This window comes from Ligaoa zhengdingensis, assembly GCF_014384885.1.
In the GTDB taxonomy this organism is placed as follows: domain Bacteria; phylum Bacillota; class Clostridia; order Oscillospirales; family Ruminococcaceae; genus Ligaoa; species Ligaoa zhengdingensis.
In genome coordinates, this window is sequence record NZ_JACRST010000007.1 from 1 (window position 1) to 21065 (window position 21065).

Sequence of the window (21065 nt, forward strand, 5' to 3'; positions counted from 1 at the left end):
ATTCCCCTGAGCGGTCGATATTGTCGAAAAAGCTGCCGCCTGCGGGCATTTTACCCGACGGAGGAACCGAGCGATCACCCTGCGGATAAGCCACCACCGAAAAAAATGGGTGAACCCGGTTACAGGATGATGCAGATGAGGCCGGTACAGCCCTCGTTGATGATGCGCTCGATCGTCTCCTGCAGCTTGATGCGGGCGTCCTCGGGCATGCGATAGAGCTTGTTGTGCAACCCCTCGTTGACCAGCTCGTGCAGGCTCTTGCCGAAGATGTTGGACTCCCAAATCTTGGCCGGGCTCTCCTCGAACTCCTTGAGCAGGTACATCACCAGGTCCTCGCTCTGCTTTTCCGAGCCCACGATGGGATTCACCTCGGTGTTTATGTTGGCGCGCATCATGTGGATGCTGGGCGCGCTGGCCTTGAGGCGCACGCCGTAGCGGCCGCCCTGCTTGATGATCTCGGGCTCCTCGAGGGAGAGCTCCTCCAGCGAGGGCATCACGATGCCGTAGCCGGTGGCGGCCACCTGGTCGAGCGCGCCCTTGACCTTCTCATATTCCTTCTTCATGCGGGCCAGCTCGATCATACAGGGCATCAGCGCCTCTTCCGATTCGATCTGGATGCCGGTGGTCTCGCCCAGCACCTTGTAGAACAGCGAGCTCTGGATGTTGACGCACAGCCGCGCCGATCCGCTGCCCAGGTCGATGCCGACGATCTGCGCGCTGGAGACATGCTCGCATTCGCACATCACGTCCAGCCTGGCGCGCAGCTCGCGCATGTGGGCGATATCATTGCACGCGCCGAAGATCGAGCCCATCAGCGCGCTCTTGAGCCAGTGGTCCTTGCCGAGCGAGAGAATCCAGCGGGGCATCTCCACGCTGATCTCCCGCACCGGGAACTCATACAGCACCGACGCGAGGATTTCGCGGATATCCGGCTCCTGCAATTCCAGGCAGTTGACGGCGATCACCGGCACCTGGTAGCGGGCCGTCATCTCGTCGCGCATGGCGCGCGCGTCCGGGCTGTTTGGATACATGCAGTTGAGCAGCACCACGAACGGCTTGTTGATCTGGCGCAGCTCGTCGATCACCCGCATCTCGGCTTCCTCATATTCGGCGCGCGGGATGTCGCTGATGCTGCCGTCGGTGGTCACCACTAGGCCGATGGTGCTGTGCTCGGTGATCACCTTCTGAGTGCCGATCTCAGCCGCCATGTTGAAGGGAATCTCCTGCTCGAACCAGGGGGTCATCACCATGCGCGGGGCGTTGTTTTCCACATAGCCCAGCGAGCTTGGCACGATGTACCCCACGCAGTCGATCATCCGCACCTGCAACGAGGCCGCGTCGTCCACCTTGATCTGCACGGCCTCCTCCGGGATGAACTTGGGCTCGGTAGTCATGATGGTGCGCCCGGCGGCCGATTGGGGCAGCTCGTCGGTGGCGCGTTCACGGCGGTAGTCGCTGTCGATGTTGGGGATGACCAGCGTCTCCATGAACTTTTTGATGAAGGTGGATTTGCCGGTGCGCACCGGGCCGACCACGCCGATGTAGATATCCCCGTCGGTGCGGGTCGCGATGTCCTGATAGATGCTCTTCGTTTCCATATCTCTCGCTCCCCTCCTCTCAGACAACCAGCGGGATCAACAGCGTTGCCCGGTCCCTGAGCTGTTCTTTTTCGATGGCGTTCTCCTCCATCACCGCGGCCATCGAGGTGTGGTAGCGCTTGGCGATATCCCACACGTTCTCGCCCGGCTGCGCAAAGTAGATGGTGAGGGCGGCAGAGCCGTCCTGCTGGCGGGGTTTGTTTTCATCCACCGCGAGTTCCCCCATCACCGTGCATTGCACCACACTGTACAGCGCGCCGCAGATGGAAATCTCCGCCCGCACCTCGATGCCGCCCCCGGTCGGTGTGAACTCGCAGGTAAGCGCGCGCATCGCGATGTCCGCGAGCAGGTTGTTTTCGTCGCCGGTCAGCTCCACATGGTGCGAAAACTCCACCGGCTTTTCAAAATAGACCGGGCTGCCCTCGCTGTCCAGTGCGAACATGCACAGGGTCAGGCGGCCGTCCAGCACCGCGGCCTTCTCCTCCAGCTTTCCGCCGGTGAACGCGGCGTCGCACCAGAGGTGGAGCACCGAGCTCACCTCGTCGGGCAGCTCGAGCTGTTCCTTGTAGGTGTGCCGGTCGTCCACCAGCTCGATCAGGCGCAGCGCAGTGACCGTGCGGTCCGCGTAGCTCGCTTCATGCGTGGTGGAGTAGGCGTCAGACACCGCGGAAACCCGCGTGGCGCGGTAGGCCTTGGCGCAGGCGCACAGCGTCACCTCGGCGGACAGCATGGTCGTTTCGCCGTCCAGGTCGGCCTTGGGTTGGATGTCGCAGGAGAGCACCCGCAGGCGAACGTCGCAGCGGCAGTCCTCATCCACGCCGGGCAGGTCGATGATCTGGCTGACCGGCAGGTTGTAGCTCATGGTTTCGGGCTTTTCGTCCTCCTCGGAGAGGTAGAACAGGTCGATCATCAGTTCGCCCTTGATGACCACCTTGTTGGAGATCACCTTGCAGTCGGTGACGACCGCCTGGGCTTGTTTGCGCACGATCGCGCCGAGGGCCGGCTTGCCGTAACCGAGCTCGAGATCCTCGCGCACGGTGAACTGGCGGTCGGCGCAGCCTTCCACACGGGTGGTGTCGATCGCCTCGCGGCGCAGCTGGATGCCCCCGCCCTGGGCGTCGCACACGACGTTTTCGTTCTTCTGGCCGATCACCTTGACCGACAGGGTCATCGCGCCCCGGATATCCACCCGGCGCTGGTTCACCGCGCGGCAGTTGAGGTAATCCACTGTGGCCGATACGCTCACCGCTGGGTTTTCAGGCGTGGTCTTGAGGTCGAGCACGCGCGAAAACGGCATCTTGTGCTCGCTGCACCGGATCTTCATGCTGTCCGACAGGTAGTAAAGCTCCAGAAGGGCGTACCCCTCCACCGTCAGGCTGCTGCCCTCGGTCGTCGTCTGGGTGAACACCGGCGTGGCGCAGCACTTGAGAACCTTCATGATGTCGGGGCAATAATCCGGCAACAGAACGTCGCACTCGATGGGAAGCTCTGTAAACGAATCGTAGACCACCTCGTTGAGGGCAATCGATTCCTTGATAACCTTTAGCTCCATAAGGATACTCTCCCCTTCTTTCAGTTTCTACCCTAACTATATTCGCCCGTTGTCCGGGATATGCAGGAGAGATGCAGAGAATGTCCGCGCGCATAAAAAAATCGCGGCTGCAAACCGCGATTTTTGATGGAGTTGGAGGAGGACCGCCACAAAGCGGATGGGATCAGCGGCGGTTTTGGTTCATCGGCCGCTCGTCCGCTGCCGGTGCGCCGTCCGGTGCGGCAGCGGGCAACGGGATCATCAGCGAGACGCGAAAGACCTCCCCATCCGGTTCAAACAAACAGAGGCCGCCGTGTTGTTCCACAATGGCCTGCACCGAACGCACGCCAAAGCCGAACCCCCGGCGCTTTGAAGAGCAGTACCGGCCCCGCTTTTCCACCACGGCGCCGTCAAAGCTGTTGTCCAGCACCAAGCGGAACCGCCCGCCTGCCGTGTCGCCGCGCAGGTAGATAAACCGCCTGCCCGTCTGTTGGCGCTCGCAGGCCTCCACCGCGTTTTCCAGCAGGTTGCCCAACAGGATGCACAGCTCGTCGTCGGGGAAGCTGAGGTCGGGCGGCAGGGCCAATAGCACGTCGAATGTGGCCCCCGCCCGGCGGGCGGCCGGTGCGAAGTAGCGCAGCAGCGCGTCGGCCAGCGGATGGTTCGAGAAGGTTTCGATCTCCTGCGCGGTCAGGCGCGGCTCGTAGCTCTGCAGATAGGCCCTGATCTTTGCGAGGTCGCCTTGTTCGGCGAAGGCGCTCAGGGCACGCATGTGGTGGCGCAGGTCGTGCGATGCGGCGCGCGCCGCATCCACCTGGCTGGATAGCTGGCGGTAGTGGTCGCGCTGCATCAAGAGCTGGTGCTCCATCTGCTCAAGCTCGATGGCGTAGCTCAGGCGGAAGCGGTAGGCGTCGGCCAGATCGAACCAGAGCGCCCCCGCGAGGGAGGCCGCTAGCACGCTGCCGCCGATCTCGTAGAACCAACCGCCGCAGACCGGCTCATAGAGCGGTAGAAGGCGGTCGAACAGGAGCGAGAGCGAGAGGAACAGCGACGCCCCCAATAGGATAGGGGAGTGCCGCGTGCCGCGCCAGAGGGCCCAGCCGGATACGGCGATGAGATGGAGGGCAGCGTACCATTTGAGGCAAGTGGAAAGGACCGAGAAGGCGCGCACCGCGCCGGCGCCCCACACCGCTGCGCCCGCAGAGCACACCGCCGCAGCGATCAGGCCGAACAGGCAGGGCAGCGGGGTGAGCCATTGGGCCCGCCCACCGACCTCGCACAGCTCGTTTTGCAGCATCACCGCGAACAGCAGCAGGGCGTAAAAGCTGGTGATCTCCAGCGGATACCACGGCTGGTAGGTCGTGGGCGTCAAGGTGTGCAGCAGGGGATAGCAGGTCGTGCCGGCATAGCATAGGCAGCACAGGGCGGACAGAATCCCGCGCTTGAGGCGCCCGCGCAGGCCGAAGCAGAGGGCCAGCGCGCTGCCCAAAAATGCAAGCAGTACCCCCGCGAGGTGCAGCAGATACTGGATATTCCGGGTGTACAGCACCGCGTCGAGCGAACCGAATGCGGGCGGATGGGTGAGCCCGCCGTAGAGGCCGGAGTGGTCGGAGACCGCCAGCAGAAGCTGCACCCGCCCCGCGGCGGACAGGGTGACGATGCGGGTTTGAATCTCCTCGCGGTAGCCCGCCGGGTCGGGATCGCCCATCTCAAGGACCAGGTCGCCGCCGATATACAGCCGGTAAGCCGAAAAGATTTCGGGCAGCTCTAACGCATATTCCCCGGCGGATTCTGGCAGGTCAAGCGTCAGGCGGTAGGTTGCGCTGCCGTGGCGCGCCCGCCCAGGCTGCCCCAAATCCAGCCCGCCGAACCGGCCGACCGGGACGTACCGCCGGTAGAGGTCGGGCGCGCCGCCGTCGAAGTCGTCCGGGGTGAGCAGCACGCCGGGATAGACCTCCCACTCGTAAATCAGATAGTGCAGCGGATTTTCGCGGAGTTCGGCTTCTGAGAGGGTGAGTACGCCGCCGATCGGCTGTCTGCCCGGCCGGGTGTATTTGTTGTCGCAGCGGTAGAACAGGGGGAACAGGGCCAATGCGGCCAGAACCATCAGGAGCGGGACGAGCAGCGGGCGCAGTTTTGATTTATCCATGCCGCGCCCTCCGCCAAAGCCAGAGCGCTGCGGCCGCAATAACGGCAGCTCCGACGGCAAGCAGCACCGGCCACAGCCGTCCGCTGTTGGGCGGGGCGGGCTCCGGCGTGCCCGTCGCAGCGGCGGGCGGCACATCGCCGGCGGAAACCGGCGGATCAGGTTCGCTGTAAACTACGCGGTAGGTGCCGGCGGCGCGGATTGTCATTTTCCCCACCGCATTTTGCGCGTCGTAGGTCACGGCCGAGACCTCAGCGCCGCCGGCGTCTGTGCAGACCAGCCGAGATGGGTCCTCTGCGGGTTCCAGCAGCAGGGGGAGGCGCACCGCCGTTTCGCCGATCTCCGAAACCGGCAGACCGCTTACCTCCACTTTCAGCCGGAACGACCGCTCGTCCGGCTGCTCGATGCGCACCTCCAGCGTCCCGCCGTCAGATAAATTGAGCCCCCGCAGAAACGCCGACGGGAGCTCAACCGCAACCCCTTGCTTTTCAAACAGCACGGAATCCCCGTTGGATGCGAGCATCTTGGCAAGCTGTGCGCCCGAGATCAGGGTGGAGGTCTCGGTCACCTGCTCCCACAGATCCTCCCCGGCAGGGGGAGCCGCTGGGGGCTGCACCGGCTCTGCTTGGGCGGGCGGGGCGATCGCGTCCGCCGTTTCCTCGCTGGTGGCTTCGGGTTCGTCCAGCTCTGGTTCGGGGTCGCGCGAAGAGCCCCCCGAGGATCCGCCCGACGGCGGTGGCTGGATCAGCGGCGGCGGGTCCTCGGGGTTGTAATCCCCGCCGTCCCGGTCGCCGCCGATCTCGCCGGACCATATCTTTTGGTGGCCGTCGTACCAGATGTGCAGGGCGTCGGTGGTCTTGCCCTGGTAGGTCAGGCGGAAATAGAAGTTGTCGCCCTCCTCGCCCGGCAGATAGGCGGTGGACACACCGAACGACGTGGGGGTGATCACCGCGCTTGTGATGTTGCCGGTGGCCATCGGAGGCTCCATGTTGACGGACAGGGTGGTTTCATCCCTTTGCCACGCGCCGTCGTTCACCGCATATTCCAGAGTGACCTGCAAGGGGTCCTCGATCTCGTAGTACCACTGGCAGTAGATGGTGTGGGTGCGCTCGTGGAAGAGGGGAGCGGAGAAGTCGATCCAATCGGTGCGCAGCACATGCAGCGAGGTGATGAAATAGGGCTGCGACTCGGGCATGGCGAAACAGGGCGGCAGCTCCGGCGTGTAGCGCAGGGTGTAGCTGCCGGTCTCGTTGGGGTCGCAGGCCGAGAGGTCCCAGCGCAGCGGCGCCGAGAAGGTCATCCCATTTTGCGCCGTGCAGACCGCGTGGTAGGCGAGAAAGGGCAGCGCGTCCTCAATCACGCCGCCCTGTGGCATCAGTACAGGGGTGATCGGCCGGGCGAACCCATTTTTGTCGCATATGAGGATATTGTCGCGCAGCGATTCGGGCTCCATGCCCTCGTCGTACACCATGACCGGCAGCTCCACGGTGGGGTCGTCGGGCAGCTCAAAGCGGTCCGGGACCGGCAGCAGGATGCCGCGCAGCGCCGTCCATCCGGCGCGGGTGGTGTCCACCGACTCGAGCGGCTCCCACGCCACCGGGCAATTATAGCTTCGGTTATAGCCCACTTCGCAGCGCAGTTGTTCCGGCAAAATGATGTTGGTAAGCGCCTCGCCCCGCCGCACAAGCGGCAGCTCGATATCTTCCACACAGGCGCGGAGAATCTTGGGCGGGGCCGAAACCTCGGGCGGCGCGCCCGTATCCGCAAATGCGGAGAGCGGGCACAGGCAGAACAGTGCGGCCAGCAGCAGGGTCAATGCACGGATGGCAACCTTCACAGAGTTCCCTCCTTTCTGCGCAGCGTTTGCAGCGAATACTCTAAGTATGTTTTTTTGAGCGCGCTCTTTCCGCGGTGGCGGATGGGGGCGCGCTCACCGTTTTTCAGCAGAAAGTCGCCTCCCTCCACCTGGGCGATCTGGTCCATGTTGATCGCGATATCCCGGTTGCAGCAGAGAAAGCGCTCGTCCCGCAGCAGGATGTCGATCACCTCGCCGATCGGGTTGTCCACCTCGACGACCTCGCGCTCCAGGTGGATGCGGGCGCGCCGGGCCGAGCAGTCGGCATAGAGGATATCGCGCAGCGGTATGCTGGTTTCGACCGAACGCACCTGGATAGCCAGGCCGCCGCCGTCGCGCCAAAGGGCGGCACAGGAGGCGTCCAGCGCCTCGGCGAGCTGGCGGTAGGCGAGCGGCTTGGTCAGGTAGTAGGCGGCGCGCACCGCGTAGCTTTCCACCGCGTGGGCGTGGCTGGTGGTGAAGAACAAGAGGCGGCAGCGCGGGTCGTCGCGGCAGACCTGCCGCGCGGCCTCCATACCGGTGAGGCCGCCCAGGTAGATATCGAGAAAGGCCAGGTCGTATTTTCCCGGCACAAAATCTGTCAAAAATTCCTCCGCAGAGGAAAACTCACAATATTTTGCACAGACGCACTTGGCCGCAAAGTAGCGCGTCAGCATGGCGATCAGCTCGGCCCGGTCGTCGGGCCGGTCGTCCACCACCGCGATATACATAGTACCCCTCCATCCGATCAGTTCCGTCTTATTTTAGCATGTCAAAGGGGTAAAACCAACGACGTTCGGTCAAAAAAAGTGATTTTCAGTAGAAAAGGCTTTTTGCCATAAGAATTTTTTGTTAATTTGAATGTAAAAGTTGTTTACAGCGAGCAGAGAGACGGGAGGGGGGACGCGGATGGAACGCCTGTATATCGCAGTCTGCACCGATCGGTGCGGGGACATAATCCAACAGGGAGCGATGATGTTTGAAGCCCAGACAGGGCGGCACACAGAACTGGAATGGTATGCCAGATGCGAGGACCTCCTCTACAGGCTGCGCGAAACGCGCTACAGCGCGGTGATCGTGGATATAGGCGGCGCGCAGGGGATGGAGATTGCGATCGGTGCGCGGGGCATCGACGAGGCGGTTCCCCTTGTTTGGATCTCGGACGACGAGGGCTTTGCCCTGCAGAGCTACCGGCTGCGGGCTAAGCTGTTCCTGGTGCGGCCGGTGGACGCGCAGCAGATCACAGAAGCGCTGCTGCGCTGCGCGGAGCCGGACCCGTACGGGCAGGCCGCAGGTCCACAGATGTTTTTGGCGCAAAGCGGCTTTGCGGTCAACAAAATTTTGAAGGATGGGCAGGGTGTGTAGACGATGGATATATTGGAAGAAATGCGCGGCGCCCTCGTGCAAGGCAGCAGCGAAAGGCTGTCCCGAATATTGGCGCCAGGGGTGTACGGGCGCATCGGTGCAGCGGAGCGCGCCGGCTGCGTCGCGTTGCTGCGCGATCTGCCCTCAGATCAGCTCAAAACTCAGCCGAACCTCTGCCTGTTTCTGGCGCTCGACGCGTTCGAGCGGGGCGAAATACCCGAGGGCAGAAGGTGGCAAAGCGTCCTGGCCGCCCTGCGCGACGCGGCGCCCGACGACTCCGAGGAGCGCAGGCGCCTGGATTACGCGGTGTTCCGCCTGAGCGCGCAGTCGCCCCAGACCGACAACGCGAACCTCCTGCTGATCCTCGCCATCCTGTACAACGAATTTCTCGGCCAACCGGCCGAATACGGCTGGCTGTCCGCCACCGACGGGTTCCCCTCTGTGCTGCGCGGCGCGAAGGACCTCTCGGACTGGGGCAAGAACTACCGCGCCGTGCGCAGTATCGTCAAGCCGATGCTGCACGTGCTGCTCGAGGATGAGGGTCTCGGGGTGTGCGAAGCGGCTGTCGCCGAGCTGCTGTACGAAAAAAACTGCATCAACGAGGCGTCGATTGAAGTAGCGGCGTCGCTCACCGCCGCCGCGCCCGAAATTTTCTTCGCGGGCATGGCCCAGCTCGCGCGCATCAACCGGTTCGACCCGGCTGCAACCCCCGCGCGGGTGATCCTGCGCCAGCTGGGGGAACAGCTAGAGCAGCGCGGCGCGGAACACCTGATAAAAAACTACCGCGCCCTGTGCGTCCGCTTTTTGATCGAAGAAGGGGAGCTCGAGCCGGTGCGGGAGTGGCTGCAGCACTGTGAATCCGACCTGGCCGAGAGCCGCCACCCGCGGGAGGGCTATCTGCTGACCACCCGCGCCAGGGCCTACATCGCGTTGGGCCGCTACCGCGACGCAGCCACCCTGCTCGAGAGCGTTACCCTGATGCTTGAGCGCGGATTCCGCCCGCTGGATACGGCCGATTGCCTGGCCAATTCCGCCATCGCCTGTGAACTGCTGGGCAGCAGCAGCCTGGCGATGGAAAAGCTGGAGCGCGCCCTGGAGCTCACCCGGCCTTATGGTTACATCCGGGTGTTCGCCGACCTCGGCGGCCAGATGCTGCGTCTGCTCGAGCGCTTGAGGGGCTCCCGCCGTGCGGGCGACCCCTACCTCGCCGCCATCTGTGCGGCGACAGAGCAGTTTGCACAGCTGCGCCCGGCGCTATATGCCCCGCCCGCACAGGCTGAGGCCGCCCCTCTGGCCGAAGGGCTCACCCAGGCAGAACTGGGCGTGCTGCGGCTGATCGGCGAGGGCCGCACCAACAACGAGGTGGCCGCCGCCATGCAGATCAAGCTGACCACCGTGAAATTTCATATGAAAAACATCATGGGCAAGCTGGGGGCGAAGAACCGCACCGAGGCGGTGAGCATCGCCAGGAGGCAAAAGATCATTTGAATTTGACAAAATCATCCATAATATTGGAAAAACACACAGAATTATTTATAAAACCTGTACTTTTGGATGGTTTCTTAGGGAAATTTTCCTGATATTCTGAAAATAAAATCAAAATGGCGTCTAAGCGCCGGGGGAGGGATCGCCGTGACCGAACAGCAGAGGCTCGAACATCAGCAGGACCGGGAGACCTACGCCCGGCTGACCGCGCCGCGCCATGTCACGCTCGATCACTTCCGCGGGCACCAGAAGGTCGAAGGATATTTTGAAAACCGCGATCTGCCCGATTTTATGGGCTGCGACCGTCTGCTCAAGATCGACCACCTGTACGGCACGGTCCAGATGGGCTACGACCCGCGCAAGGGCCAACCGTTTCTGTTCGCCAACATCAAAACCTCGCTCTACGATACAGCGGCGTCCCGCTACCAGCGCGAAATCAAGGAATACCGGATGATGCGCAACAGCAAGGCGGGCAACGAAAACCTTTCGTACAGCGCCAATCGCCGCGCGGATACCGCAGTGATCCTCTACCGGGCGGAGCGCAAACCGTGGTCGGAGCTGTCGCTGCTGCCCCACCTCAAACGGATGGACCAGGGGGCGTTGCGCAAGACGATGCCGTTTTTGCTGCGCGACGCCGAGCGGGAGCGCCTGGAGGAAGGGCGGGAACGCAAAAAGGAGCTGGAGCGGGAAATCCGCGGGACCACCGCGGCGGGCGGCTTTGCCGGGCTGTACGCCCTGCGGCGAGAGGAGCTGGAGCTCTCGAAGGAGCGGGAGACGCTGCAATCGCTGCTCACCCGCAAGCTCCAGCAGAGCCGGTTGTTTTTCCGCAGGATCAACATGGCCTACGACATACAGAAACACGAGATGTTCGACTACTACCGGGAGGTGCGCGAGCGCAGACAGCTTGCGTCGGCCGCGCCGCTCGACGAGCCGCCAAAAAAGCCGGCGGACGACCGTGGGAAAGAGGGTAACGGGTACGAATGAGTGAGCACGATCTGGAGGCGCTTTTATCCGCGGGCAAATTGGCCGCGGCGCTGGATATCCCCGCAGCGCTGGAGGCTTGCCGCAGCGCGGCGCAGGATACCGCGGACGGTTCCCCATCGCCCGTCGGGCAGATGCGCTGGGCCCTCGGTTTGGACGACGCGGATATCGTATTAACCGCCCTGTTCCTCTATGAGCTGGTGGAGCGCGCCGGCGTGCCCAGCCCGGAGAGCTACCGCGCGGCCTGCTGTGCGCTCGGCCGCCGGTGCGGTGGAACGCTGCCCCCCATGCTGCGGTGGGGCCGCGGCGGGGTGGAGCTGAGCCCGGTCTGCCGCGACTTTTTGCTGGAGCGCGAGCCCGAGCTGCCCGCCTGTGCGCGGCTGGATTTCTGCGAGGAGCAGCTGGTCTACCACGGCGAGCACCTGATTGAGGAGGTTTGCCGCTTTGTAAACCGCTACACCGCTGTCCCCAAAGGCCCCGCAGCTGTGCTGCTGCACGGCGAGGCAGGCAGCGGGCGGCGGTTCCTGCTGGGCCAGGCAGCCCGTCGCCTGGGGGGATGTCTCCTGCTGGCGCAGGGGGAGAAGCTGGGCGGGGAGGACCTCGAAGAGCTCACCCTGGCCGCCGCGCTTTATAACGCCTTTTTTTGTATCGAAAACTACGCCAGCCGCAATGCGCAGCACCTTCGGGCGCTGGAAAACCGCCTGATGCTGGTGTTTCTCACTGCGGATGACCGCGCAACATCGGCGCCGGGGCGTATGGTTTTGCGCCGCGCGGTCGAGCCGCTGACCCGTTCCGAGCGCCTGTGTGCGATGCGCGCGCTGTTTGCGCCGTTCGGCTTTATACCCGCGCTGTTGGAGCGCGCCGCCGGGCTGTATCCGCTGCGCGTGGGGCAGATGCAAAGCGCCGCCGCGCATCTTTCGGCCGACCTGCTGTGCAGACCGGACGAAAAGCCGGACGAGGAACTGCTGCTGAGCGCGCTGCGGGGGGAGAACCGGCCGGGCTTTTCCGGTTGTGCGCATCCGCTTTCTACAACCAAGCGGATGGCCGACCTGGTGCTGCCAGCGCCGCAGAAGCGGGAGCTCGAGCGCATCTGCGCCTTTGCGCGGGCGCGTTCGGCGGTCTACCGCGACTGGGGCTTTGCGGAAAAAATTCCCTACGGCCGGGGCATCTCGGTGTTGTTTTACGGAGCCAGCGGCACCGGCAAGACGATGGCGGCCTCGGTGCTGGCCAACGAGCTCGGCCTGGAGCTCTACCGGGTGGACCTCGCGCAGATCACCAGCAAATATATCGGGGAGACCCAGAAGAATATCGGAAGGATCTTCGACGAGGCGCAGTCGAGCAACTGCATCCTCTTTTTTGACGAGGCGGACGCCCTCTTTGCGAGGCGTTCAGAGGTAAGCGACGCGCAGGACCGCTACTCCAACGGCGAGGTGGCCTACCTGCTGCAAAAAACCGAGCAGCACGAGGGGGTCACCATCCTCGCCACCAACCTGCTGCAAAACTTCGACGAGGCGTTTCGCCGCCGCATCACCTTTATGCTGCGCTTCCCCCTGCCCGATGCGGGGCTGCGCGAGGCGCTTTGGCAGGGCATCTTCCCGGCCTCCGCGCCGCTGGACGAGCTCGACTACCGGCTGCTGGCCGAGCAGTTTGAGCTTTCGGGCGCGGGCATCAAAAATTGCGCGCTCAACGCCGCGCTGCTCGCCATGTCCGAGGGGACGCGCATCGGTATGCGCGAGATCGTCTTTGCGGTCAAGGGCGAATACGACAAGCTGGGCAAAACCTTGAACCCGCAGATCATCCAGATGTTTTTACCGGAAGGGGTTTGATTATGAACAGACGAAGACGTTTTCTCTGCCTGCTGTTGGTTTTCTGCCTGCTGTTTAGCCTGACGCCCACGGGCGCGGGCGCGGCGGCGTTTTTGCCGGCCCCGGAGGATGCCATCGAAATCCCGGACGCTGCCACCTGGAAGGAGATCGCCGCCTCCGGCGGCTTTGCTGTGGCGACAAACACCTACCGGCTCACCGGCAGCTTCACCCTCAACTGGCAGGATACCGGAGTTCTGCATCAGGATTTGAACGCCAAGCTCTACGGCGAGGGGCATCAGATCACCCTGAACGGCGGGAGCACGCCGGGCAATGTCGGCTCGGTGGTGCGCGCGGGCCTATTCGCCACCGTCGGGCCGACCGGTATCGTCAACGGGGTGTGCGTGTATGTGAACGGGACGCTGGAGGTAAAAGACTCCAGCCGGCACCTGTATGCCGGCATGATCGCCGCACAGAACAGCGGCCTCATCAACCAGTGCTCGGTGACCGGAGGCGCGCTCTGCACCGACCGCGACAACAGCGACACCGAGACCTATCTGGGCGGCGTCGCGGGGATGAATGCGGGCGATATCACCGAATGTTCAGTCACAAATATAGGGCTGCGCTTCAGCGGCTGGGACGTCACCTCAGCCCTCTTTCTGGGCGGCGTGGCCGGCAGGAACTCCGACGCGATCACGGCGTGCCTTGTCAAGGGCGTTGAGCTCAACGCAACCGGCACCGATTTTCCCAGGATGTTTTTCTTTTTCCTCGACACGGAGGTCGAGCCCTATTTTGCAGGCGGCATCGCGGGCTATTCCGACAATGGCCTGATCGATTCCTGTTATTCCGCGCTGGGAAAGGTGAATTTGCAGCGCACCACCTCGACCGGCCGGTACGAGATTAAAAATTATCAGGACTTCTCCAATCAGGTGATCCACCTCAATACTCTGGCGGCCGGAACGGTTTCTCACGGGACGGATAGCTATGTACAACGGCCGGCCTTTACGGTGAGTTGGAGGGATTACTACTCAACGCGCAGCGGCATCTGCGGCGATGTGAACAGCCAGACCGCCGCGTGGGCACGGGAGATGGATGAACAGGAGGCCTACGAAAACCTCTCGGCCGCGGCGGAGGACGTCTGGGCCTACAGCAGCGGGAACGGGCTGGTACTCAGATGGCAGTATGTGCCGGCCCCGCTGGTCGACCTCGCCCAAAACGGCGACGATTACGACATCTCAGTTACCCGTCGGGACGATCTGCCTGAAGATGTCAAGATCGATATCGCCTATTCCGAAAAGGGGATCACCGCGTCGCCCGGCGCGCCGGAGATCACCGCCGCCGACCCGGTGGTGGACGCGGTAGAGAGCCTCTATCTCGGCGGCAAGGAGCTTTCGACGGCGGTGCAGACCATCAAGCAGGGCACCGAGGCGCAGATGATCGCAAAGCTCTCGGGCAGCTACCTGTCGGACGCGGATGCAGCGGAGGTCGAGTGGTCGATCGCCAACGACCCATCCGGCACCCGCGCGCAAATCGACGCCAAGACCGGCGTTTTGAAGGTGAACGGTGCGAGCGGCACCTTCAGCGTGATGGCCACCCCGAAGAACAACAGGGCGGTGGCCAAGGTGGCCAACTTTAGAATCGAATCCAACACCATTTCGGTGACGCCCGAGGTCACCTCGGTGAACCTCGGGGATTCCGCGTCGGGCATCGACGTGCGGCTCACCGTGGACATCGCGGGGCCCGAGGTGCACCCAGCCATCACCGGGTGGTCGGTCACCCGCAAGGACGGCGCTCCGGTCGCGAGCGGTACGCAGGTGATCGATGCCGACTATACCGACGGGCGGGCAATCCTGCACATCGATGCGCGCGAAGACGAGGGCCAGCTGACCATCGTGGCCACCGGCAGCGACAACCAGACCAGCGTCAGCTCCTACCCGGTGAGCGTCGCTGTGCTGCGCCCCAACCTGGGGGATCTCAACCTCTCGGTGGTCGAGGGTACCGGAAAGCTCATCTTTGTCCCGGGGGATACCGGGTCTTACCCGGTAAAGCTGTCGGTTTCGCCCAAATGGGAGAACGACGCGGAGATCACAAATCCGGCGATCACCTGGAGCCTGGCGGGCAGCTACGCGGGGGTGACCCTCTCGAGCGCCAGCGGGCGGGAGACCACGGTGAACATCCCCGCATCGTTCGGCCTGCTCGAGGGCAACGACCAGGTCGAGGTGGAGGTGCAGGTCGCATCCCAGGGCGGGGTGAGCAAAAGCGGCCTCGCCACGATCGAAATCCGGCGGGTGACCGGCTTCTCGATCACCCCGCAGAATCCCACCCTCACCTTTGCTGACCGCGACCCCGCAAACCTGACCTTTACGGCCACGGCCACCCTCTCGGACGGAACCACCGCACCTGCCCAAAGCGCTACCGGCTGGACTGTGACCCCCGATGAGGGATTCACATTGAGCGCCACAGCCGGGCCGCAAACCACGGTGCGGGTGCAGCCCAAATTGGAAAACCCCGGCGCGCCGGGGAAAAGCTACATAATATCCGCCTCGCTGGGGAGCCTCCCCAAAGCGACGGCTGTTTTCACCGTTCTGCCGCCCACCGCGACCATCACCATCACCGGCGGAAAGGCCGAATATGACTTCAACACGCTGAACAACGCGCAGCAGGCCTCCTATTCCGCTGCGGTCATCATGGGCAGCAGCCTGCTCAGCGACCGGCCGGAGTGGTCGGTGGCGCTGGCCGATTCCTCCCCGGTTCCGCCCGAGGGGGATTCCCGCCCCACCATCAGCAGAACCGGCGTGCTCACCGTGCCGATGCCCTCGCGCACCAACACATCGCAGACCTACACCTATGTGGTGACCGCGCAGCTCGAAAACGCGGTGAGCACCGCGACTTTCACCGTCAAGAGCGGGGTGAGCGCCACGCAGACGACTCGGTCAGTGGATATCTCGCCCGCTCTGGTGCAGGCCAAGAGTACCCAGCAGGTCGAGGCTCAGGCCACCCTGAGCGGTGCACCGGGCGGCGGGGTTGCATCCTGGTCGGTGGAACCGGGCGACTCGCTCGTCTCGATCGACCAGACCGGCAGGATCACAGTAGCCCCCTGGATCGACGGGGCGGAGACCGCCTACACCGTCAAGGCCACGCTCGCAGAGGGTGGCGAGACCGTCCAGGCGGGTTTCACGGTAAACGAACCGGTGTCGGCCGCAGGCTATCTGGTGGAAAGCCCGCTGATGAATTTTGCGACGGTGCTGTCCGGCGGGAACCCCATTGCGGAGGAGCCCGATCCCCAGCCGAGCCCTGAGCCCGGGCCGCCCGTGCGGGAGGAGTCCGAGGAGCAGCCGTATACGACGGACTCATTCGCCCAGGTATACGGCGAGCCGCTCCCCGCCGCGGAGGGGACGGCCTCTCTGCCGGATATCCCTGCGGAGGATGTTCTCTACAACGGCAACGTTTGGGTCACGGCCGAGGGCCGGGCGCCCAAGTCGCTGGTCGTGTTTCGGAATATCCCGCAGAACACCAATTATCACTACTTAATTTTGGATGAGGGAACTCCGCCTTACGGGATGGAATACGGGCAGGAGGAGCTGAGCGGTACCCTACAAATGGTGGCCTCGGGGGGCGACGGCATCACCCCGGTGGGCGAGGTGTACGACCCCAGCCAGCCGGTTGAGGTGGTCGGCGACTGTTCCCTAGCGGTTTGCGCCAAGGAGACCGGCGCGGATGCGATCAACATCGAGCACAGCAATACGCAGATATACAACATTGTTTTGGGCGAATCCGGGCTGTCCATCGTGTTGGACGAGCAGCGCAGCCAGCCGGCCAACGCGCGGGCGGACGTGACCCGGCACACCTACGCCGGTATGCTCAGCGACGGAATGTTCACCCAGTCGCCCGACGGGTCCTATTCCACCAGCCTGAATGCCCTGCGCCGCAAGGTGAGCGGCGACAGCTGGTATGAGGTCGGCGATGCCCTCAAACAGCGCGACCGCAAGCTCGCCGAGGCGGAGAGCGTCACCGTGACTGCCACAGTGGACGGCGACTACCAGTTTAACGACGCGGGCAGCGACAGCTCGTCGGTGGGCAGCCGCATCCCGCTGCCGGTCATCAGCCCGTCGCCCAGCGGGGTGGTGGGCCCGGAGGGTATCACCATCACCTGCGGGCGCGAGAATACCACCATCTACTACACCATTACCGACAGCACCACCGTGGCGATCCCCGATCTGAACGCGGTGTCTGTCCCGACCGGCGACATCTTCCAGGACCTCAACAAGACGTTTGTCTACGACCCGCAGGCGGGTATCCCGTTCTATGAGTCGCTCGCGGTGATGACGGTCACCGCCATCGCGGCGGAGACCGGGGATATCACCAACACCAGCAGTACGGTCGCGTCGGCCAGCTACACCGTGGCCAACCGCCCCGTGCCCAGCGGGCCCGTCCTGCTGCTGGGCGCCTCGCGCGAGGAGGCCCAGGAATATTCGAGCACGAGGTACTACAGCGCCACAGGGCTCAAGGTGTTCTTCCAGCATGAGGACCTCGAGAAAGACGGGGCCGTCATCTACTACACCGCGGGCAGCGGCAACGAGGAGCCCACCCGGCTGTCGCAGCAGTACAATCCCAACGATACCGGGGGCATCGCACTGCCCGACCTCAATACCCTGAGCGCACTGGTGGTGCGCGCGCTGTTCACCCGTCCCAACTACCCGGATGTTGAGGTGGCCTACACTATCCAGTTTACCGGCAGCTACACAGTTCCCACCGTGTACAGCGTGCAGGGAATCGACGAGGACGGCTTCCCCATCAAGGGCGCGGCGATCAGCAACGGGGCGAGCATCCGCAGCGGCGCGCAGATCATGCTGGAGCTCGCGCTGGCCGATATCCCCGAGGATATGCTCAGCTCGGCCAAGCCGTACGTCGAGGTCAACCCCGACGGCACCATCACAACCGACACCTCCCGCACCGAGGAGCGCGTCGATCTCAAAGACCGCAGTTACAGCGTGCCGCAGATACGGTACGGCGTCGGCAGCGATGCGGCGGTCGATCAGATCTACCGGCAGAGCGCCCCGATCGTGCTCAGAGAGGTCACCCGGACGGACGGTTCGGTGACCTACACCAAGACAGCCGCCACCGCGGCCGCGGTCATCACCCTGCCCGAAGGGGAGGTGGGCGACCCGATCGTGTTGCGGGTGCAGGTGCTGGGGTCGGACCCCACCAAGACGATGGATACCCCGATCGACCTCACCTACAAGGTGCGGGCCAGCCTGCCCGTGCCGAGGATCACGGTCAACATGGTGGAGGGTACCGAAGACCAGGTGGAGGTAAATACCCCCATCAGCCTGGATTGCGAGGCTACCGGCTACCAAATCTATTACACCACAGAAAATGAAGAGATCACCGAGGAGGCCATCCGGGCGAGCCAAGCCTGGGAGGAGGCCTACACCCAATGGCTGATCGTCAAGCTCAACCTCGTGGACCGCGAACCCACCGCGGCTGAGCGCGCGGAGTACCGGGCCGAATACATCAGGACCAACGAAGTCCGCGAACTGTCTGTGCGCCGGTACGACGTGCCGTTTTTGGTTGAGCGCAATGCCCAGATGGCCTTCTGGGTGCGGGCTGTCGCGGTTTCAGTGAACGATACGCTCGGCAACAGCCCCCAGTTCAAGCAGTATTTCCGCATCAAAGAGCTGGAGAAGGCGCAGCCGGTCACCGCATCGCCCGCCACCGACGACGCCAACCAGACCGGCCTCAAGCGCGGGGCAACCATCACCCTGAGCACTGAGACGGTCAACCCGATGATCTACTACACCATCGATAACACCCCACCGGACCCCGACGAATACCTGCGCTACCTCAAATATGACCAGGAGCATATCGACGAGTGCCCCACCAAGCGCATTTTGTCGGGCGGCAAGATCGAGATGATCCCGGATGAGGACGGCACGTTTATCGTCCGCGCGGTCGCGCGCGAAAACTCCGAGCCGTCCATCCTGGCCGATAGCCCCGAGGCCCGCTTCACCTACCAGCTCGCCAAGGCGAGCGCGCCCACTATCTCGCCGTCCACCAGCGACGAGGAGGTGGCCAAGCTGGCCGAGGGTTCGCAGATCAAGCTGCTCACCAAGGAAACCGGCGTGGAGGTCTACTACACCACCGACGGAACCTCGCCTGTGGTGCCCGCCGGCGGGTCGCCCAGCGGCTCCACCAAGCGGTACGACCCCGCAGCCGGGATTACCATGCCCCTTGTGGACACCTTCTTTATCATCACAGCGGTGGTGCACGACCCGTCGGGCGTCTACGCCGACAGCGAGCCGGTCACCTTCTACTACCAGTCGCCCGCGCCGGTGCAGGCGGTCTACGCCGTGCCAGCGCCCACCGCCCCAGTGGTGAAGGGCGCCGCAGTCCAGCTGCGCTGCAGCACCGACGGCGCGAACATCTTTTATGAGGTCGCCTACGGCGCGGCCCCGCCCAACGACCCGGCGCCCTACCAGAGCCAGTCGTACAGCGCGGACAACCCGATCGTCGTCGATCAGGAGATGACGGTCAAGGCGCTCGCAGAGAAGGATGGGGTTCGCAGCAAGATCGCCACCTACCACTACACGGTGGCGCCCCAGCTCGCCTCGCCCGGCGCTTCGATCGACAGCGGCTCGATCGTCTACCACGGGATCAAGCTGCACCTCTCCGCCGCGCAGGGCGCGACGGTGATCTACACCAAGGATGGCAGCGACCCCACCGACGTGACCAACACCAAACGGCTGTACGGCCGCGACCTGGTGCTCGACGGCAAGGAGGGCGAGAGCATGACCATCCGCGCCTATGCGGTCCAGTCGCAGCACACGCCCAGCGAGGTGGAGACCTTCACCTACTCGATCTGCAAGGAGGAGGATATCCTCCGCGTCACGCCGCCCTCGGGCGCTGTGGTGGGCCAGGGCACGGTCATCAGCATGTCGTCGGCCGTGAGCGATTCGGTGATCTACTACACCGTCAACGGCAGAGATCCGTCGGTGAGCGGGCACAGGGGCAGCACGGTCACCCTGCGCGGCGAGCCGGGCGAGATGATCACCCTGAAGGCGTCGGTTGTGCTGCGCGACAACGACTATGACGACGAAGATTACGAAGACGACGAGGACTACTACGACGACCGGCGGTACAGCGAGGGTTCGGCCCCGGCGGTGTTCACCTTTACCCTGATGGGCCAGACCCAGAGCCCCACCGCCTCGATCCCGTCGGGCGCGGTCACCCTGGACGGCGCATCGGTGGTGCTCTCGGTCAAGGAGGGCGCGATCTACTACACCACCGACGGCAGCGACCCCACCGCCTCAAGCATCCTGTACACCGAACCGGTCGAGGTCTCTGGATCGATGGTGCTCAAGGCCATCGCGATCGCCGACAATATGGCCCCCAGCGCGATCGTCACCTATGTCTACACCCGGGCGGGCGACGTGGCCGCCCCGGTGGCCAGCCTCTCGAGCGGCGAGATCGAGTCGGGTACGCAGGTGGGGCTCACCACCGCGACCGAGGGCGCAACCATCTACTATTCCACCAACGGCATGACGCCCGGCGACGATGTGCGCGAGGAGCTGTTCGAGTACACCGCCCCCATCACCATCACCCGGCCGGTGACGCTGAAGATGTACGCCTACAAAGACGGGATGCACTCCAGCCAGGTGAATGCGGTCACCTACACCGTCTACGACCCGCCCGAGCCGGAACCCGAGCCCGAGCCCGAAGGGGGCCTGCGGAACACCTCGACCGACCGTCTCACCAGCCGCCGCACCTTCGACGCGGAGGTGGCCGGGCCGTCATATGAAGACATCCGGCTCTACGACCGGCAGTATTCCGCCGTGGTTTCGGCCAACGAGGGCGCGATCCCCAGGGACGCGCAGCTCTCGGTCAAGGAGGTGGCCGCCTCGTCCGATGACAGAAAGGCGGTCCAGGCGGCCCAGGAATCGTTCGATATCGTCAACCTGTACGACGTCACCCTGCTTGAGAGCGGGGAGGAGGTGCAGCCCAGCGCCACGATCGAGATCGGGCTGCCCATCCCGGCGGATTACCAGAACGGCATCGTGCTGATCTGCCGCATGAACAACGACGGATCGGCCGAGTTCATCCCGACTCGCCGCGCGGGCGGCGTGGCCTACGCGAAGGTAGATCACCTGAGCCGCTACGCGCTCGCCGCACCCGAACGGGAAGGCGCCGGCGCGGTTGACGACATCCCGCTGGGGCTGGCCGGGGCCGGGGCCGCCGCGGTAGCGGCGGTGACGGCCGGCGCGTTGGCGATCGCGCGCAGGAAACGGCGCTGAGAGGGGACCCTCTCGACTGAATCTTACATAGA

Annotated in this window: 10 protein-coding genes; 5 read left to right on the plus strand and 5 right to left on the minus strand. The window is 64.0% G+C overall.

The window, feature by feature from the left end:
• Positions 1-119: 119 nt before the first annotated feature.
• From spoIVA to H8711_RS06355, 5 genes are all read right to left on the minus strand, one after another.
• Positions 120-1598: a stage IV sporulation protein A gene (gene spoIVA, locus H8711_RS06335; RefSeq protein ID WP_249282627.1), complete on the minus strand. Its 1479-nt coding sequence runs from the start codon at positions 1596-1598 to the stop codon at positions 120-122.
• Positions 1599-1617: 19 nt separating this feature from the next.
• The gene (locus H8711_RS06340) at positions 1618-3150 is read right to left on the minus strand and encodes a DUF3794 and LysM peptidoglycan-binding domain-containing protein (RefSeq protein ID WP_249282628.1); all 1533 of its coding nucleotides are present in this window, start codon (positions 3148-3150) and stop codon (positions 1618-1620) included.
• A 163-nt stretch (positions 3151-3313) separates the two neighbouring features.
• Complete coding sequence (locus H8711_RS06345) at positions 3314-5278, minus strand: sensor histidine kinase (protein WP_249282629.1); 1965 nt, start codon at positions 5276-5278, stop codon at positions 3314-3316.
• A complete protein-coding gene (locus tag H8711_RS06350) occupies positions 5271-7112 on the minus strand; it encodes a hypothetical protein (RefSeq protein WP_249282630.1) in 1842 nt (613 codons plus the stop codon). Before H8711_RS06350 ends, H8711_RS06345 begins: the two co-directional genes overlap by 8 nt.
• The gene (locus H8711_RS06355) at positions 7109-7840 is read right to left on the minus strand and encodes a LytR/AlgR family response regulator transcription factor (RefSeq protein ID WP_249282631.1); all 732 of its coding nucleotides are present in this window, start codon (positions 7838-7840) and stop codon (positions 7109-7111) included. Before H8711_RS06355 ends, H8711_RS06350 begins: the two co-directional genes overlap by 4 nt.
• A gap of 178 nt (positions 7841-8018) precedes the next feature.
• Between H8711_RS06355 and H8711_RS06360 the strand changes: the two genes are divergently transcribed.
• From H8711_RS06360 to H8711_RS06380, 5 genes are all read left to right on the plus strand, one after another.
• Complete coding sequence (locus H8711_RS06360; protein ID WP_249282632.1) at positions 8019-8474, plus strand: hypothetical protein; 456 nt, start codon at positions 8019-8021, stop codon at positions 8472-8474.
• Positions 8475-8477: 3 nt separating this feature from the next.
• Complete coding sequence (locus tag H8711_RS06365; protein WP_249282633.1) at positions 8478-9962, plus strand: helix-turn-helix transcriptional regulator; 1485 nt, start codon at positions 8478-8480, stop codon at positions 9960-9962.
• A 144-nt stretch (positions 9963-10106) separates the two neighbouring features.
• Positions 10107-10943 carry a hypothetical protein gene (locus tag H8711_RS06370; RefSeq protein ID WP_249282634.1) on the plus strand — a complete coding sequence of 279 codons (837 nt, stop codon included), beginning with the start codon at positions 10107-10109 and terminating at the stop codon, positions 10941-10943.
• Complete coding sequence (locus H8711_RS06375) at positions 10940-12766, plus strand: ATP-binding protein (protein ID WP_249282635.1); 1827 nt, start codon at positions 10940-10942, stop codon at positions 12764-12766. The genes H8711_RS06370 and H8711_RS06375 overlap by 4 nt, the downstream gene beginning before the upstream one ends.
• A 2-nt stretch (positions 12767-12768) precedes the next feature.
• Entirely contained in the window at positions 12769-21033 is an 8265-nt protein-coding gene (locus H8711_RS06380) for a chitobiase/beta-hexosaminidase C-terminal domain-containing protein (protein ID WP_249282636.1), read from the plus strand.
• The last annotated feature ends 32 nt before the right edge of the window (positions 21034-21065 follow it).